The following is a 17,163-nucleotide window of genomic DNA, read 5'->3' as shown; positions in this document are numbered from 1 at the left end:
GCCTGGCCGCTCCCGGTCATTCATCTTGGCAATGAGCTTGGCTGGCTCAGGCGGCGACGGCTTGCACTTCCATGGCAGCATCGGCAGCCATCTCGATCAACGCGCGCTTGTATTCGTTCGGGAAGACTTTCACGAACTTGCCGCGCGCCGCGGCCCAATCGTCCAGCAAGACGCGGGCGCGAGTGCTACCCGTGTGCTTGAAGTGACGCTCGATCAGGCGCTTGAGGATGACTTCATCGGCTTCCGGCACGCCATCGCGGTGCTGGGTATGCCAGGCGTCGCGGTCGAGATGCTGTTCCGCCGCGGACACGACCTTGTCCAGGCTGACCATGGCCGTGTTGCACTTGCTGGCAAAGTCGCCGGCCGGGTCATACACATAGGCGATGCCGCCCGACATGCCGGCCGCGAAGTTGCGTCCCGTGTTGCCCAGCACCACCACCGTACCGCCCGTCATGTATTCGCAGCCATGGTCGCCCAGGCCCTCGACCACCGTGGTGGCGCCCGAGTTGCGCACGGCAAAGCGTTCACCGGCCACGCCATTGAAGAAGGCTTCGCCGGCAATCGCGCCGTACAGCACCGTGTTGCCGATGATGATGTTATCCACGGCCCAGCCGCGGAATTCCGTATTCGGCCGCACGATGATGCGCCCGCCCGATAGCCCTTTACCCACGTAATCGTTGCCCTCGCCTACCAGGTCGATCGTGATGCCGTGCGCCAGGAAGGCGCAGGCCGACTGGCCCGCCGTGCCTTGCAACTGGATGTGGATGGTGTCGTCAGGCAAGCCTGCGTGGCCATATTTCTTCGCCACTTCGCCGGACAGCATGGTGCCCACCGTGCGGTTCAGGTTGCGCACGGGCGAGATGAAGGAGACGCGCTCGCCCTTTTCCAGCGCCGCGCGCGCTTGCGCGATCAGCTTGTGGTCGAGTGCTTTCTCCAGCGCATGGTCCTGGAATTCCACGTGGCGGCAGGCTTGGCCATCCAATGTTTCCGGCTTGTAGAAAATGGCCGAGAAGTCCAGGCCCTGCGCCTTCCAGTGCGAAATCGCCTTCGACTTATCGAGCAAATCGACTCTGCCGATCAGTTCGTCATACGTGCGGATGCCCAACTGCGCCATCAATTGACGCGCTTCTTCGGCAACGAAGAAGAAGTAATTGACGACATACTCGGGTTTGCCCGAGAACTTGGCGCGCAGGACGGGGTCTTGCGTGGCCACACCCACGGGGCAGGTGTTCAAATGGCATTTGCGCATCATGATGCAGCCTTCGACCACCAGCGGCGCCGTGGCGAAACCGATTTCGTCGGCGCCAAGCAGGGCGGCGATGACCACATCGCGGCCCGTCTTCATCTGGCCGTCGGCTTGCACGCGGATACGGCTGCGCAAGCCGTTCAGCACCAGGGTCTGTTGCGTTTCGGCCAGACCCAGCTCCCACGGCGTGCCTGCATGTTTCACGGACGACAATGGCGAGGCGCCCGTGCCGCCGTCGTGGCCGGCGACGACCACATGGTCGGCCTTGGCCTTGGTGACGCCGGCGGCCACCGTGCCGATGCCCACTTCCGACACCAGTTTCACGGAAATCGAGGCGCGCGGATTGGCATTCTTCAAGTCATGGATCAGCTGCGCCAGGTCTTCGATCGAATAGATATCGTGGTGCGGCGGCGGCGAAATCAGGCCCACGCCCGGCACGGAGAAGCGCAGGCTGGCGATGTATTCCGACACTTTATGGCCCGGCAACTGGCCGCCTTCGCCCGGTTTCGCGCCCTGCGCCATCTTGATCTGGATCTGGTCGGCGGAATTGAGGTAGGCAGCCGTGACGCCGAAACGTCCCGACGCCACCTGCTTGATGCGCGAGCGCATGGAATCGCCTTCCTGCAGCGGAATGTCGACGACGATCTGCTCGGCGCCCACGATGGAAGCCATGGTATCGCCCTGGCGGATCGGAATGCCTTTCAATTCCTGCGTGTAGCGGTTCGGATCTTCGCCGCCCTCGCCCGTGTTCGACTTGCCGCCGATGCGGTTCATGGCGACGGCCAGGGTGGCGTGCGCCTCCGTGCTGATCGAGCCGAGCGACATGGCGCCGGTAGCGAAACGCTTGACGATTTCCTTGGCCGGTTCCACTTCGTCCAGCGGTATCGCCTTGGTCGGGTCGAGCTTGAACTCGAACAGGCCGCGCAGGGTCAGGTGGCGACGGCTCTGGTCGTTGATGATTTGCGCGTACTCCTTATAGCTGGAGAAATTGTTGCTGCGCGTGGAGTGCTGCAACTTCGCAATCGCGTCCGGCGTCCACATGTGGTCTTCGCCGCGCACGCGGAATGCATATTCGCCGCCCGCGTCGAGCTTGTCGGCCAGCACGGGATCGTTGCCGAAGGCCAGCGCGTGCAGGCGCAGCGCTTCTTCCGCCACTTCAAACACGCCGATGCCTTCCACGTTCGAGGCCGTGCCCTTGAAGTATTTGTCGACCAGCGACTTGTTCAAGCCGATGGCTTCGAAGATTTGCGCGCCGCAGTACGACATATACGTCGAAATGCCCATCTTCGACATGACTTTCATCAAGCCTTTGCCCACCGCCTTGGTGTAGTTATAGATGGCTTTGTCGGCCGACAAGTCGCCGGGCAAACCATGCGCCATCTCGGCCAGGGTTTCCATGGCCAGATAGGGGTGGACGGCTTCCGCGCCGTAACCTGCCAGCAGCGCAAAGTGGTGCGTTTCGCGGGCAGAACCCGTTTCCACGACGAGGCCGGTGGACGCGCGCAAGCCCTTGCTCACCAGGTGCTGGTGCACGGTCGAGGTGGCCAGCAGCGCGGGGATCGCCACCTGGTCGGCGCAAATGGCGCGGTCCGAGACGATCAGAATGTTGTGGCCGGATTTGACGGCATCGACGGCTTCCGCGCACAGCGAGGCCAGGCAGGCTTCCACGCCTTCCTTGCCCCAGGCCAGCGGGTAGCAGATATCGAGTTCATACGACTTGAACTTGCCGCCCGTGTGGGCGCTGATGTTGCGCAAACGTGCCATGTCGTCAAAGCCCAGCACGGGCTGCGCCACTTCCAGGCGCATCGGCGGGTTGACGTTGTTGGTATCGAGCAAGTTCGGTTTCGGGCCGATGAAGGACACCAGCGACATCACCATCGCTTCGCGGATAGGATCGATCGGCGGGTTCGTCACTTGTGCGAACAGTTGCTTGAAGTAGTTATACAGCGGTTTCAATTTGTTCGACATGACGGCCAGCGGCGAGTCATTGCCCATCGAGCCCGTCGCCTCTTCGCCGGCCACGGCCATCGGCGCCATGAGGAATTTCAGGTCTTCCTGCGTGTAGCCGAACGCCTGCTGGCGGTCCAGCAGCGATGGCTGCTCTTTTTCGCCCTGGGCGCGGTCCTGTTTCACCTGGCCTTCGGCCATCTTGATCTCGTCGAGCTTGATACGCACCGAGTTGATCCACGCTTTATACGGCTTGGCGTTGGCGTAGGTGTTTTTGAGTTCCTGGTCGTCGATGATGCGACCCGCTTCCAGGTCGATCAGGAACATTTTGCCAGGCTGCAAGCGCCATTTCTGGATGATTTTCGATTCGGGAATCGGCAGCACGCCCGACTCAGACGCCATCACCACCAGGTCATCGTCCGTGACGATGTAGCGCGCCGGGCGCAAGCCGTTGCGGTCCAGGGTGCCGCCGATGTGGCGACCATCCGTAAACGCCATGGCTGCCGGGCCGTCCCACGGTTCCATCATGGCCGCGTGGTATTCATAGAAGGCGCGGCGGTTGTCATCCATCGTCGTGTGGTTTTCCCACGCTTCCGGGATCATCATCATCATCGCCTGGGCGATCGGATAACCGGCCATCAACAGCAGTTCCAGCGCATTGTCGAAGCACGCCGTGTCGGACTGGCCTTCATAAATCAGGGGGAACAGTTTCTGCAGGTCGTCGCCCAGCACGGCCGACTTCATCACGCCTTCGCGCGCGCGCATCCAGTTGAAGTTGCCTTTGACGGTGTTGATCTCGCCATTGTGCGCGATCAAACGGTAGGGGTGGGCCAGCGGCCATTCGGGGAAGGTATTCGTCGAGAAACGCTGGTGGACCAGGGCCAGGGCCGAGATGCAGCGCGCATCCTGCAAGTCCTTGTAGTACACGCCCACCTGGTCGGCCAGCAGCAAGCCTTTATAGACGATGGTACGGGCCGACATCGACGGCACGAAGAATTCCTTGCCGTGCAGCAGCTTCAAAGCCTGGATGGCGTGACCGGACGATTTGCGGATCACATACAGTTTGCGCTCGAGCGCGTCGGTGACCATGATGTCCGGACCGCGGCCGATGAAAATCTGGCGGATCACGGGTTCCTTGGCGCGCACGGTGGGCGACATCGGCATGTCCGTATCGATGGGCACGTTGCGCCAGCCCAGCACGACCTGGCCTTCGATGCGCACGGCGCGTTCGATTTCCTGTTCGCAGGCGATGCGCGAGGCGTGTTCCTTCGGCAGGAAGACCATGCCCACGCCGTATTCGCCAGGCGGCGGCAATTCCACGCCCTGCTTGGCCATTTCTTCGCGGTAGTACTGGTCGGGAATCTGGATCAGGATGCCGGCGCCATCGCCCATCAGCGCATCGGCGCCCACGGCGCCCCGGTGATCGAGGTTTTTCAGAATCAGCAAACCCTGTTCGACGATCGAATGGGTCTTGTTGCCCTTGATATGGGCGACGAAACCGACGCCGCAGGCATCGTGTTCATTGGCTGGGTCGTACAGGCCTTGCGCTTTCATGGGCTTCTCCGCTGCATATGACTATCGAAAAACTAGAGTAGTGCAACGCAACAAAAAACTCAACTACAACAATTAGGGTCGGAGTCGAATTAAATTTATTTGCGTCTCCCTAAAAATTTAATAGGGACATAGTCAAAGGAATCTCAATAAAACATCAGGAAGTGACGATTTTTTGTTTTAGCTGTACCTGCGTGTCAGTTGGCGTCCGCTGCGGCTGCGACTTTGCGTGGACGGCCCCGCTTGGCGGGCAGCACTTGCCGCTGCATTTTCTGCTCCAGCGCTTGCTTGAACGCTTCGGAACCCAGCGGCCAGCCCTTCAGTACAGCCTGCTCCACGGTTTTCACCTGGCTGCTGCCCAGGCCCTGCTCGCACAGACGCAGATAGGCGGCCTCTCGGTCGAATGGCGTGTTGCCCAGCGCCCAGTACAGCGCGTGGTCAGTGATGACAGGGTCGGGACGCACACCGGCATGGTGGGCATAACTGGACCAGCTGTAATCGAGCGCCTGGCCCGCCAGACCCGTTTGCACGGGCACACATTCCAGGTAGCGGCAGCAGGTAAGAAAGAAATTGTCGGGATCGATGACGGAGGTTTTGTAGCGTCCCTGCCACAAAGCACCTTCCCGGCCATATTTTTGATTGAAATACGGCACGTAATAGCGACCCAGCCACTGCATCAGCTGTCCCAGGCCCGTCGCATCGCTTGGGGTGGCCAGCAAATGTAATTGGTCTGGCAACAAAACGTAGGCATGGATGGCCACCTTGAACATTTTCGCGCCCGTTTTCAGCCAGGACAGGAACTGCGCATAGTCAAGCGCATCCTGGAACACAGGCTGGCGGTTGCTGCCGCGCTGGATCACGTAATGGGGCAGTGCGGGAATGATGAGACGGGGCAAACGGGCCATGGGAAAATCATAAAATAAAGGCTAAGGCCTTGATTTTACACACTTGCGGGTACATGGCACGACTCTGACCCTGTTTTATTGAAAATACGGAGAAAAACGATTGACTCTGTCCCTTGATTACAGGATCGGGCGCTTATGCGCGTTCGCACACGGCGAGGAGATGGTTCCAGCGACCTCCATTGTCGAGGCAGCTGTCGATTTGCCACTCGTGGCGCAGCCAAAGCCCGCCACTGGCCAAAGCCAGCAAAACGATCGCAAACAGGCCTAGCAGCAGACGTCGTTTCATCGCTGGCTGCGTCTTGGCGATCAAGACAAATTAAAACTGGCCGACAGACTGTAACCCTCGCCATACGCACTACGCAGCGGCAAGTCCTGGCCCAGGCCCGTCTTGGCTTTCTTGCGCAGGCGGTACACGAGCATGTCGACTCTGCGGCCCGCATCGGGGTCTTCGCCGCCCATGCCGGCCACGATGACGTCGCGCGGCACGGGGCGGGTGTTGATGGTCAACAGGTGCAGGAAGTTGAATTCTTTTTCCGTCAAGGCAATGACAGCGCCCATCAGTTCAAGTTGGCGTGCGCTCACTTTCAAGGTCCACTTGCCGGGTTCCGGCACAGGATCTTGCGGACCGACGCGGCGGTCGAGCGCCTCGATGTGGGCGGCCAGTTCAGGGAATTTGATCGGCTTGGTCAGGTAATGGTCAGCACCAAGGCGCAAGCCCAGGATGCGGCTGTCGAAAGCGACACGCCCCGTCAACACCAGCACGCCGATTTGTGGATATAGCTGGCGCATGCGGGGAATGACGTTGAAGCCGTCCTCGTCGGGTAAGCCCAGGTCCAGCACGACCACGCCGACATTACCATGGCTCAACGCCGTCCACATCCCGCCAGCGGAGCTGGTGATATGGACTTCGTGTTCGAGCTCAACGAGGAACTCCGCCATGTCTTCGGCGTAGTCCAGATTGTCTTCGACGATCAGTATTTTCGTCATTGCTACGCCATTCTTCCGTTAGTGAGCTACCGTGGGCAAACCATGCCATTCACTTCTGCACCATGATGGACGGCACAATAGGTTTACGTCAAGGAATTATCACGGTTGCCTTCAGCGGAAGCAAGGCTTTTCCTTGTCTAGACAGGAAGCGGCAGCCAAATGCGGAAAAGCGCGCCGCCTTCGGGCAGATTATGCCCCTGCAAACTTCCACCGTGCACCTCGACGACAGCGCGCGCCATGTACAGGCCCAGGCCCGCGCCCGGATGCGTGGCATAACTTCCACGGCTTCCTTTTTCGAACAGCTGGGCCAGTTCTTCTTCCCGCAGGCCGGGCCCCGCATCGCGCACGCACAGCGCCACGCCGCCCTCGGGCACCAGCTTGGCCGACAAGGTGATGCTGCTCCCCGGCGGGCTGAACTTGACGGCGTTGTCCAACAAGATTTTCAGGCATAAGGCCATGCCGGGCACGTCGCAGCGCAGCCTGGCCGGCAAGTCCTCGTCCAGTTCCAGCTGCACGCGGTGGCTGGCGGGTACCGTGGCGGCCGCCTGCTGCAGCAAGGCCAGCGGCGCGATGCCGTCGGCGGCCCGCTCGCGGCCGATGGCCGCCATGCGTTCGGGCGACAGATAGTCGGCTATCATGGCCAACAAACGGTCGACGGCAGTCTGGATTTTCACATAGCGCTTGCGCGTGGCCTCGTCGGCATCTTTCGATGTCGAGACCAGGCGCTGGATGGCGCCGTCGATGGTGGCCAGCGGCGTGCGGAATTCATGTGACAGCATGGAGGCGAAGCGCTTTTGTTCCTTTTCCCGCTCCGCTTCCTGCGCCTGGGCGGCGCTGACATCGCGCACCGAGCCCACCACGGTGATGCCCCGCCCCATCGCCGCCGCAGCGGGCACGATGGTGGAATGGATTTCCAGCGCCAGCAAGTGGCCGTCGGCGTGCGGCAATTCCACTTCACGCAACAGTGTCAAACGGCTGGCATCGCCGTCGTGCCAGCGCTGCAAGCGAGCCGGCACATCCGCCGCCAGGCGCGCAGCGTGCTCGCGCAAGGCAGGCAAGTCGTGACCCGTCAGGCCTTGCGCGGCGGGGCTGATGTAGAGCAATTCCAGGGTAGTAGCGTCGAGCAGGAAGGCCGCGTCGCGGCCATGTTCGGCCAGCAGGCGGAACTGCGCTTCGCCAGCCCGCGCGTGCAGCAGGGCGCGGCGCAACTGGACGAAACGCAGCGCCATGAGGATGGCGCCGGCAAGCAGCAAGAGGAGAAAGGGCAGCATGCTTTATACCTGGCAAGAAAGAATCGCCAAGTATAAGCGTGCGGTGCCCTTAATCTTCCAGTGGAGCAAAAATCTGCTGCAAGTCTTCCTGCGTCAGCGCCATCTTCTGCGCTTCGCCTTCGGCCAGGATCGATTGCGCCAGCTCCGATTTCTTTTGCTGCAGCAGCTGGATTTTTTCTTCCAGGGTGCCCTTCGCGATCAGTTTATACACGAACACGGGCTTGTCCTGGCCGATGCGCCAGGCGCGGTCGGTGGCCTGGTTTTCCGCCGCCGGATTCCACCACGGATCGTAGTGGATCACCGTGTCGGCCGCCGTCAGGTTCAGGCCCACGCCACCCGCCTTCAGGCTGATCAGGAAGATGGGCACGGCCCCCTGCTGGAAGGCCGCCACTTGCGCGCCCCGGTCCTTCGTTTCGCCCGTCAGCAAGGCGTAGGGAATGTCGCGCGATTCCAGCTCTTCCTCGATCAATTCCAGCATGCTGGTAAATTGCGAGAAAACGAGAATCTTGCGCCCTTCGTCGAGCAAGTCTTCCACCATCTGCATCAAATCAATCAGCTTGGCCGAGCCGGCCGACTGCTTCTTCGCCGGCAAAGATTTCACCAGGCGCGGGTCGCAGCAGACCTGGCGCAGTTTCAGCAGCGCTTCGAGGATGACGATCTGGCTGCGCGCCACGCCTTTCTTGTCGATTTCTTCGCGTACTTTTTGATCCATCGCAAGACGCACGGTTTCATACAGGTCGCGCTGCGGCCCCGTCAGCTCCACCTTGCGCACCATTTCCGTCTTCGGCGGTAATTCCTTGGCCACATTGTCCTTCGTGCGGCGTAGCAGGAAGGGCTTGATGCGGCGGTTCAGGAGCATGCGGCGCAGCGGGTCGTCCTGGCGCTCGATCGGATGGCGGAACTGGGTATTGAAGGTCTTCTCGTCGCCAAGCAAGCCAGGCAGCAGGAAGTGAAATTGCGACCACAGTTCACCCAGGTGGTTTTCCAGCGGCGTGCCGGACAAACACAGGCGGTGGCGCGCGCGCAACAGGCCGGCGCTTTGCGCCGCCTTGCTGCGCGTATTCTTGATGTAGTGCGATTCGTCCAGGATGACCAGGTGGAAATCATGCTCGCGCAGGGTTTCCTCGTCGCGCGGCAACAGCGCGTAGGTCGTCAGCACCAGGTCGCATTGGTCGATCTGGTCGAACTGCTGCGCGCGGTCCTTGCCCTGCAGCAGTAATACTTTCAGGCTGGGCGCGAACTTGGCCGCCTCGTCCTGCCAGTTGCCCATCAAACTCGTCGGTGCGATCACCAGAGCCGGATGCGTCAAGCGGCCCGCTTCTTTCTCTACCAGGATATGCGCCAGCGTCTGCACGGTTTTACCGAGACCCATGTCGTCGGCCAGAATACCGGCCAGGTCATGGTCGCGCAGGAATTGCATCCACGCCAGGCCATCGGCCTGATAATCGCGCAGGGTGGCTTGCAGGCCGGCTGGCGCCGCCACTTTTTGCACGGAACCGAACTGGCTCAGCTTTCGGCCCATGGCGCGCAGCTGCTCGCCACCCGTCCAGCGCAATTCCAGACCACGCGCCAGCTCTTCCAGCCGCGCCGCGTCCAGCGTCGACATGCGCACGGCATGTTTGATCTTGTCGCTGAAATACAGTTCCCCCAAGGTGTTCAGGATGGGGCGCACCCTGCCCCACGGCAAGGCGACGCGCGTGCCGTCCGGCAAGGTCGCCAGCATCTGGTCGTCGTCCGCATGGGCTTCGATGACTTTCGGATTGAAATCGTTGGGCGCATTGCGGATCAGCTGCACCAGCACGGGCAGCAACGGCACTCTTTCCTGGTTGACAACGATGCCCAGTTCCAGCTCGAACCAGGCGTTGCCGCTGTCCGGATCCTGGTCGTCGATCTCCGCATACCAGTCGCCGACCTCGCTCACCTCATAGCGGTACTTGGCCGTTTTTTCCACGATCCAGCCCTGCTCCAGCAAGCCATCGATGCCGGACTCGGCAAAACGCAGCCATTCTGCCTGCGAAGGCAGCAGCAAGGCGCCCTTCAAGCCACTCAAGGGGGCGGAGCCCGGCTTCTTGAATTGCAGCTCGGCCAGGGTGGCCAGGGCACGCGCTTCATCGACCGTATTTCTCTGGATAATTTCCGTCACCTCGCCCACTTGCCGCACCACGCGCTGCGACGGGTCGAACGAGACGCGCTCGCCATCGTAGTCGTAGGACAGCACGGCGAAATCGCTCCAGCGCTGCGCGCTGCCATCGGCCAGCATGGCGCTGTCCAACAGCAAGACCGGTTGCGCCGGCACGTCCTTGCGCAAGCGCTGCGGCAACGGTTGCGGCAGCGGCATCAAGTGCTGCAAGCCTTGCGCCAGCAGCAGTTGCGACACGCGCACCTTGTCGTTCGCGTTCAGCGGCGGCGCCTGCGCCACCAGCGCCTGCAAGTCGGCCAGTGAAATGTCGGAGCCGCCCTGGTTCAGTTCCAGCACGCCGCACGACAGGTTGTCGATGTACCACGGCGGATCGGTAGGCAGCATGTAGTCGATCTGGTCGGCGCCGTGGTGCTTCACACCTTCCGGCGGGTCCACTTGCCAGCCCAGGCGCATGGTCTTGCCTTCGTCGCGCCAGAACAGGCGCGCGGGACGCACGGGACCTTCCTTCAACGGGTACACGAGGCCATTGCCCACATCGGCCCAGGAATTGGCCCACAACAGTTTATCTTGCTCAGCCAGCATTTTCAGCAGGGCCGCGCCCACCTTGCCCTTGGGCTCCGTGGCGCTGCCCGTCTGCGAATTCTGCCCGCTGCGCATGGCCACGAAGAAACGCACGAGGTCTTCGTCTGCCGGCGTCAAAAAGGTGGGCGGCGCCGACAGCAGGGAAAAGATTTCGCTGATGGGAGACGCTGCCGCCACATCGCCATTCGGCCGCAGCCGCGCCTTGTACAGGCACAGGGCCACGTGGCGGCCACCGCTGGTGGGCGCCAGCACGTAGATCAAACGATGCTGGTTGAGTTTCGGGTCCGGCTCGGCAATGCTCAGCACAGCCTTCGGATGAGCGGCAGCCTCCACCCGCTGCAGCCAGGTGGCGACGGCATACGGCAAAGGCGCACCCGGCGCGCTGGCCGGGGCAACTGGGGTTTCACTGGTTTCGTCGCGGGTAAAATCCATGGGGCGCATTTTTGTGTAAAGGTCGTATCCAAATCGGCAACAGGCAATATTATCCGCCATACAGGCGTTGCTGGCTTGATTCACACACGCTCTTTGAGCAGTTTTAATGCGCGATGCCTAAAAAATAAGTATTTAATACGACACTTGGGACCCGCAAGCGGCAAAAAAGGCCCGTCACCGGCCATTTTCGCCGCCCGTGGACGGCTTATCAGGCCGGCACAGTTTCCTCTTCCGCCACGCTGGCGGCCGCTACTAGTGGTGCAATGCTCGTATCGGCCGGCGTAAAGTTGCGCAAGAACAAGAAGAACTGACCCATCATCTGCGTCCACAGTTGCAGATTGATATTCAGGTACTCCTTGCTGACGCCGCCGGCGACCAGCACATCCATTTCCAGGACGACGAAATCGCCATGCCGGGACATGCGGGCAAAACGCTTGCTGCGGTGTCATTTGGCCGGCAAGTCGCCGCCCTGCATGCTCAAAAGGCAGCTCAGGGTGAGGTCTGCATACAGGCCAGGCGATGCTTCGTTACGCCACAGCACCTGAAAGCCGATGCCATGGCTGGCACTGTGCAGGCTTGCCACGCCGTCGTGTTCGATGCTGATGACGGCGCAGCCGTCCGCCTTCGCTTCGGCCAGCACTTGTCCCTTGATCTCGTCGCGGTTCTGCTCGCGCACGGTTCGCGAAATAGATGGCACGCGCAGGTCGGCGCCGCTGTCGCTGACGCCTTCGAAGTTGACATTGCCCGAATGCACCGGCCTTCGGACCGGCATCGACGGTGACGGGTTTGCGCCAAGCCCAGCCGGGTTGCCGCCAGGCATGCGCCAGGCCGGGGCCAAGCGTGCCCAGGATCGTGAGCAGAAAAAGAAAACCTTGCATGGCAGTGCATCTCCGAAGAACAGTCTAAAGAAGTGCAGGCCTGGTGAGCTGGTTCGTCACGCCACAGAGGCCGGCGCCGGCGCCGTCCGCCAGCCCGCTGCTGCCTCCCCGTTGACGCTGTTGCCAACGCACAGTCCATTTGCGCTGTCAAGATTGCGCAATCGCGCCGATTGCGTATCATTCCAGGCTTGATCGCTCTGGAAACAACCATGCTGCCCACTATCGAACAACGCCTTGCCCTTGAACTTGCCGCCAAACCGGTGCAGGTTGCCGCCGCCATCGAACTGCTCGACGAAGGCGCCACCGTGCCCTTCATCGCCCGTTACCGCAAGGAAGCGACTGGCGGCCTCGACGATATCCAGCTGCGCCTGCTCGAAGAGCGCTTGCGCTACCTGCGCGAACTGGAAGAGCGGCGCGCCGCCATCGTGGCGTCGATCACGGAACAGAACAAGATGACGCCCGAGCTGCTCGACGCCGTCATGCACGCGGAAGACAAGACGCGCCTGGAAGATCTGTATCTGCCCTACAAGCAGAAGCGCCGCACGAAGGCACAGATCGCCATCGAAGCGGGCTTGATGCCGCTGGCCGACGGTTTGCTGGAGAATCCCGAACTGACGCCGGAAATGGAAGCGGGCAAGTTCCTGCGCGACGCGTTTACCAGTGCCGACGGCAACAACCCGGGCGTGGCCGACACCAAGGCGGCCTTGGACGGCGCGCGCCAGATTCTGATGGAACGTTTCGCCGAAGACGCAACCCTGCTGCAAACCTTGCGCGAATACGTGCAGGAACACGGCATCGTCGAATCGAAAGTGGTGGAAGGCAAGCAGGACGAAGGCGAAAAATTCGCCGATTATTTCGACTACTCGGAAACCATTTCGACCGTGCCATCGCACCGCGCCCTGGCCCTGCTGCGCGGCCGCCGCGAAGGCATCCTCGATGTCACCCTGCGCCTGGACACGGAAGCGGAAAAACCGAAATGGGATGCGCCGCACAACCCGTGCGAAGGCCGCATCGCCGCCCGCTTCGGCATCAAGAGCCTCGGCCGTCCGGCCGACAAATGGTTACTTGATACGGCGCGCTGGACCTGGCGCGTGAAAAGCTTCATGCACCTGGAAACAGAACTGATGGGCGCACTGCGCGAACGTTCGGAACTCGACGCCATCAACGTCTTTGCCACCAATTTGAAGGCGCTGCTGCTGGCCGCGCCAGCCGGCCAGCGCGCCACCATGGGCCTGGACCCGGGCTTGCGCACGGGCGTGAAAGTGGCTGTCGTCGATGCCACCGGTAAAGTCGTCGACACGGCCGTGATCTACCCGCACCAGCCGAAGAACGACTGGGATGGCTCCCTGCATACGCTGGGCCGTCTTGCCGCCAAGCACAATGTGTCCCTGATTTCCATCGGCAACGGCACCGCCTCGCGCGAGACGGATAAACTGGCGCAGGACCTGATCAAGCAGCACCCGGAAGCGAAGATGACGAAGATCGTCGTCTCGGAAGCGGGCGCATCGGTGTATTCCGCGTCCGAGTTCGCCTCGAAAGAATTGCCGGACATGGATGTGTCCCTGCGCGGCGCCGTGTCGATTGCGCGCCGTCTGCAAGACCCGCTGGCCGAATTGGTCAAGATTGACCCGAAATCGATCGGCGTGGGCCAGTACCAGCATGATGTGAGTCAAAGCCAGCTGGCCCGCTCACTCGATGCTGTGGTGGAAGATTGCGTGAACGCCGTCGGCGTGGACGTGAACACGGCCTCGGCGCCCCTGCTGGCGCGCGTTTCCGGCCTGTCGGCCAGCGTGGCGCAAAGCATCGTCAGCTACCGCGACATGAAGGGCGCATTCACCTCGCGCGCGGCGTTAAAGGCCGTGCCGCGCCTGGGCGATAAAACCTTCGAGCAGGCAGCCGGCTTCTTGCGCGTGATGGGCGGCGAAAACCCGCTGGACGCCTCGGCCGTCCATCCGGAATCGTACCCCCTGGTGGAAAAAATCCTGGCAGACATCAAGAAGGATATCAAGGCCGTCATCGGCGAAACCGCCTTGCTGAAAACGCTCAGCCCCGCAACGTATGCGGATGACACGTTTGGCGTGCCGACCATTTCCGACATTTTGAAGGAATTGGAAAAGCCGGGCCGCGACCCGCGTCCGGAGTTTACCACCGCCACCTTCAAGGAAGGAGTGGAAGAAATCCGCGACTTGCGCCCGGACATGATTCTCGAAGGCGTGGTCACCAACGTGGCCGCCTTTGGTGCCTTCGTCGATATCGGCGTGCACCAGGATGGCCTCGTGCACATCTCGGCCCTGTCGAACACCTTTGTGAAAGATCCGCACACGGTGGTCAAAGCCGGGCAAGTCGTGCGCGTCAAGGTGCTGGAAGTCGATGAGAAGCGCAAGCGCATCGCGCTGACCATGCGCCTGACGGACAGCGCGCCGCAGGCGGGCAGCAAGCCGGAGCAAAAAGGCGACCGCAACGACCGCCGCAGCATGGCGCAGCACCAGTCGCAGTCGCGCAACGCGCCCGAGCCGGCCGGCAGCATGGCCGCCGCGTTCGCCAAGCTGCGCGGCTAAGTCCATGGACGCCAGGCATGACCTCGTCATCCTGGCGGTGGACGCCGCCAGCCTGGATGCCAAGCTGCTGCTCGACGAATTATCGGACGTGCTGCTGCGCATCAACGGCGACAGTGGCCGCTCTTCCTTCGATGTCGAAGCGGCAACGCCGCGCGGCGGCTTTTACCTGGCCCGCGACGGCGCCGGCGCCCTGCTCGGCTGCGCCGCCCTGCGGCCGCTAGGCGAAGCGGACAGTGCCATAGGCGAACTCAAGCGCATGTATGCGCGCCCCGGCGCCACCGGTGTGGGCGCGGCCCTGCTGGCCCATGTGGAGGCGCAGGCGCGCAGGCACGGCTATCAGGCTGTGCACCTATCCACCCGCGTGGCAAATAGCCGCGCGGTGGCGTTTTATGCCAAACACGGCTACGCACCCGTCATTGCCTGGGGCAAATACGTGGGCGCGGCACAATCGGTGTGCCTGGGCAAACAGTTATAAGCGTCAGCGTGGCTGACTTGCCCGATTTATGACTTGAGCGCATACCCGTGCCGTCGTTTTCTTATAAAATGACGGCATCTATTTATTTACCCATCAGAGGCAGCTATGAGCGACGTACAAACCTGGATCAAAGAAACCGTGACGAGCACGCCAGTCGTGCTGTTCATGAAGGGCACTGCCCAGTTCCCGCAGTGCGGCTTTTCCGGCCGCGCCATCCAGATCCTGAAAGCATGCGGCGTCGAAAACATCGCCACCGTCAACGTGCTGGATGACCCGGAAGTGCGCCAAGGCATCAAGGATTACTCGAACTGGCCAACCATTCCGCAGCTGTATGTCAAAGGCGAGTTCATCGGTGGTTCCGATATCATGAATGAAATGTTTGAATCGGGCGAACTGAAGTCCCTGCTGGATGCCTGATAGCCAACAGCAGCGGCCGCGCCGTATCGTCGTGGCCATCACGGGTGCCACGGGCGCCGTGTATGGCTTGCGGCTGCTGCAATTGCTGGTCGCCATCCCCGGCGTCGAGACGCATCTGGTCTTGTCGGATGCAGCCGTACTGACCCTGCACCAGGAAACGGGCGTGGGGCGCAAGGAAATCGAAGCGCAGGCGCACGTGGTGCACAAGCTGCGCGACATCGGCGCGAGTATCGCCAGCGGCTCGTTTCAATCGGATGGCATGGTCGTCGCGCCGTGCTCGATGAAGACGCTGGCGGCCGTGGCACATGGCTTGTCGGATAATTTGATTACGCGGGCAGCCGATGTGGTGCTCAAGGAGCGCCGCCGCCTGATCCTGATGGTGCGCGAAACGCCGTTCAACCTGGCGCACCTGCGCAATATGACAGCCGTGACCGAAATGGGCGGCATCATCTTCCCACCACTCCCCAGTTTTTATCACCACCCGCACAGCATCGCGGAGATGGTCGACCATACGGTCGCGCGCGTCATCGACCTGCTCGGCATCGAGCACGGCCTGGCACCGCGGTGGAATGGTTTGAAAACCCCAGATCCATCAACAACAAACTGAAAAACTACTGAAAACTACGCACGTCACGATGCCTGACAAAAGCGTAGCGAGCGGAAGGAAGAGGTGGTCGAGAAGCGCAACCGTGCTCTAGCACGGTGAGCATCGCAGACCGCCCATGCCGACGCGCAGTAGCTTAGCTCAGGCATCCATCACCGTTTTTCGAACTGAACGGCACTGGCCTGCTTCAAATCCCTGGCTTCTTCAACCATCCTGCGGTGGGCGATCCGTTTGCGCATGACTTCCGCATGTTGCGCGGCAGTCATGGGGGGCACGGTCATCAAGTCCTTCAGCTGCGCGGTATTGCTGTAGTTACTTTTCATAAGACGGCTCAAATGCTCGGCTCCGTAGTGGATGAACTGGCTGCTTCTGATGTGATTATGCGCTGGTATTGGCCGCTGCGCCGCTGCGTACGGGATTATTGTCAAATAATTCCGCTGCAGCGCAACATGCGAGGTCTTATTGTGCGGCAGAATCATGTCTCCAGTATGACGCTGCGCAAATAAAAGGACAGGGAGAGCACCGCCAGCGAAAAGCGGACAGCGCCGGCCGTGGAGGGCCTGAATGCTTACTTTTGGTAGTTGACTCGGACCAGCATGCGAATAAATTCACGCGCAATTTGACGATGATGTTCATCTAATCTTTGCAAATCGGCAATTAATTTCACATCGGCGGACTCAAAACGCGATAAAGCGCTGCCCGCTTCGCCATTCGGCGTGGCGCTTTCCGGGCCGCCAAAACGCAACCATTCCGCCGGAACGCCCAACCATTGGGCAATCATGCGCAATTTCTCTTGCGTGGGAATTGCTTCACCTACTAACCATTTCCTAGCTGCATGCACGGTAATCGGGCGTCCGTCGAAACGGATGTTGAATTCCCGGGCCAGTCTGGTCGGGCTGTCTGGAGAGTAATGGGCGTTTTTGAGAGCCAACTGAAGTCGTTGGCTGAAGCTTTCGCGTTCGTTAGAAGAATTCATAGGTGTACTATTTCATGTTGTAACATGAAAGTCAGTTTCTTGAATGACCATACAGATTGTTACATTTGAAAAGAGTATAAATTAACAATTAACACTCCGGCCCGGCTTTTCAGGTGCAAAAGTAGGCCAAATTTTCTCTTGTGATTCTGCGTGGCTTCGGTTCAAATTCGCGGCTGGCCTTGATTTTCGCACTG

Annotated in this window: 13 protein-coding genes; 4 read left to right on the top strand and 9 right to left on the bottom strand. The window is 61.0% G+C overall.

Annotated features, from left to right (window positions below):
- Window positions 1-46: 46 nt before the first annotated feature.
- The 7 genes from C8C89_RS05070 to C8C89_RS05040 form a co-directional block, all read right to left on the bottom strand.
- Window positions 47-4,747, bottom strand: coding sequence for a glutamate synthase-related protein (locus C8C89_RS05070; protein ID WP_101483236.1), 4,701 nt, complete (start codon window positions 4,745-4,747; stop codon window positions 47-49).
- A gap of 194 nt (window positions 4,748-4,941) precedes the next feature.
- Complete coding sequence (locus C8C89_RS05065) at window positions 4,942-5,649, bottom strand: transposase (RefSeq protein ID WP_133989049.1); 708 nt, start codon at window positions 5,647-5,649, stop codon at window positions 4,942-4,944.
- A 306-nt stretch (window positions 5,650-5,955) separates the two neighbouring features.
- A complete protein-coding gene (locus C8C89_RS05060) occupies window positions 5,956-6,636 on the bottom strand; it encodes a response regulator transcription factor (protein ID WP_034753797.1) in 681 nt (226 codons plus the stop codon).
- A gap of 137 nt (window positions 6,637-6,773) precedes the next feature.
- Entirely contained in the window at window positions 6,774-7,907 is a 1,134-nt protein-coding gene (locus C8C89_RS05055; protein WP_133989048.1) for a HAMP domain-containing sensor histidine kinase, read from the bottom strand.
- A gap of 49 nt (window positions 7,908-7,956) precedes the next feature.
- Entirely contained in the window at window positions 7,957-11,061 is a 3,105-nt protein-coding gene (locus C8C89_RS05050; RefSeq protein ID WP_133989047.1) for a DEAD/DEAH box helicase, read from the bottom strand.
- A gap of 208 nt (window positions 11,062-11,269) precedes the next feature.
- Entirely contained in the window at window positions 11,270-11,482 is a 213-nt protein-coding gene (locus C8C89_RS05045; RefSeq protein WP_133989046.1) for a hypothetical protein, read from the bottom strand.
- A gap of 24 nt (window positions 11,483-11,506) precedes the next feature.
- Complete coding sequence (locus tag C8C89_RS05040) at window positions 11,507-11,815, bottom strand: hypothetical protein (RefSeq protein ID WP_133989045.1); 309 nt, start codon at window positions 11,813-11,815, stop codon at window positions 11,507-11,509.
- Window positions 11,816-12,148: 333 nt separating this feature from the next.
- Here C8C89_RS05040 and C8C89_RS05035 point away from each other — a divergent pair, with 333 nt between their 5' ends.
- The 4 genes from C8C89_RS05035 to C8C89_RS05020 all read left to right on the top strand — a co-directional run bounded on the left by C8C89_RS05035 (window position 12,149) and on the right by C8C89_RS05020 (window position 15,996).
- Entirely contained in the window at window positions 12,149-14,497 is a 2,349-nt protein-coding gene (locus tag C8C89_RS05035) for a Tex family protein (protein ID WP_133989044.1), read from the top strand.
- Window positions 14,498-14,501: 4 nt separating this feature from the next.
- Window positions 14,502-14,972, top strand: coding sequence for a GNAT family N-acetyltransferase (locus C8C89_RS05030; RefSeq protein WP_133989043.1), 471 nt, complete (start codon window positions 14,502-14,504; stop codon window positions 14,970-14,972).
- 105 nt (window positions 14,973-15,077) lie between these two features.
- Complete coding sequence (gene grxD, locus C8C89_RS05025) at window positions 15,078-15,389, top strand: Grx4 family monothiol glutaredoxin (RefSeq protein WP_010402157.1); 312 nt, start codon at window positions 15,078-15,080, stop codon at window positions 15,387-15,389.
- Window positions 15,382-15,996 (top strand): UbiX family flavin prenyltransferase, encoded by a 615-nt coding sequence (locus tag C8C89_RS05020; protein WP_133989042.1) that lies wholly within the window; start codon window positions 15,382-15,384, stop codon window positions 15,994-15,996. The genes grxD and C8C89_RS05020 overlap by 8 nt, the downstream gene beginning before the upstream one ends.
- A 149-nt stretch (window positions 15,997-16,145) precedes the next feature.
- Here the strand turns inward: C8C89_RS05020 and C8C89_RS05015 are convergent, their stop codons facing one another.
- Together C8C89_RS05015 and C8C89_RS05010 are read right to left on the bottom strand one after the other, a co-directional pair.
- Window positions 16,146-16,472 (bottom strand): hypothetical protein, encoded by a 327-nt coding sequence (locus tag C8C89_RS05015; RefSeq protein ID WP_133989041.1) that lies wholly within the window; start codon window positions 16,470-16,472, stop codon window positions 16,146-16,148.
- An 89-nt stretch (window positions 16,473-16,561) separates the two neighbouring features.
- Window positions 16,562-16,969 (bottom strand): hypothetical protein, encoded by a 408-nt coding sequence (locus tag C8C89_RS05010; protein ID WP_034753756.1) that lies wholly within the window; start codon window positions 16,967-16,969, stop codon window positions 16,562-16,564.
- Window positions 16,970-17,163: the final 194 nt, after the last annotated feature.

Origin of the sequence: Janthinobacterium sp. 75, from assembly GCF_004365495.1 — a bacterium.
Taxonomy (GTDB): domain Bacteria; phylum Pseudomonadota; class Gammaproteobacteria; order Burkholderiales; family Burkholderiaceae_D; genus Janthinobacterium.
Note: the sequence above shows the minus strand (reverse complement) of the source record. Positions and strands in the feature narration are given on the sequence as shown.

Bases quoted from the DNA above. Each gene is read 5' to 3' on its own strand.
- C8C89_RS05030 (WP_133989043.1), top strand. From the start codon at position 14,502: ATGGACGCCAGGCATGACCTCGTCATCCTGGCGGTGGACGCCGCCAGC.
- C8C89_RS05055 (WP_133989048.1), bottom strand. From the start codon at position 7,907: ATGCTGCCCTTTCTCCTCTTGCTGCTTGCCGGCGCCATCCTCATGGCG.
- C8C89_RS05035 (WP_133989044.1), top strand. From the start codon at position 12,149: ATGCTGCCCACTATCGAACAACGCCTTGCCCTTGAACTTGCCGCCAAA.
- C8C89_RS05010 (WP_034753756.1), bottom strand. From the start codon at position 16,969: ATGAATTCTTCTAACGAACGCGAAAGCTTCAGCCAACGACTTCAGTTG.
- grxD (WP_010402157.1), top strand. From the start codon at position 15,078: ATGAGCGACGTACAAACCTGGATCAAAGAAACCGTGACGAGCACGCCA.
- C8C89_RS05015 (WP_133989041.1), bottom strand. From the start codon at position 16,472: ATGATTCTGCCGCACAATAAGACCTCGCATGTTGCGCTGCAGCGGAAT.
- C8C89_RS05060 (WP_034753797.1), bottom strand. From the start codon at position 6,636: ATGACGAAAATACTGATCGTCGAAGACAATCTGGACTACGCCGAAGAC.
- C8C89_RS05020 (WP_133989042.1), top strand. From the start codon at position 15,382: ATGCCTGATAGCCAACAGCAGCGGCCGCGCCGTATCGTCGTGGCCATC.
- C8C89_RS05050 (WP_133989047.1), bottom strand. From the start codon at position 11,061: ATGGATTTTACCCGCGACGAAACCAGTGAAACCCCAGTTGCCCCGGCC.
- C8C89_RS05070 (WP_101483236.1), bottom strand. From the start codon at position 4,747: ATGAAAGCGCAAGGCCTGTACGACCCAGCCAATGAACACGATGCCTGC.
- C8C89_RS05045 (WP_133989046.1), bottom strand. From the start codon at position 11,482: ATGTCCCGGCATGGCGATTTCGTCGTCCTGGAAATGGATGTGCTGGTC.
- C8C89_RS05065 (WP_133989049.1), bottom strand. From the start codon at position 5,649: ATGGCCCGTTTGCCCCGTCTCATCATTCCCGCACTGCCCCATTACGTG.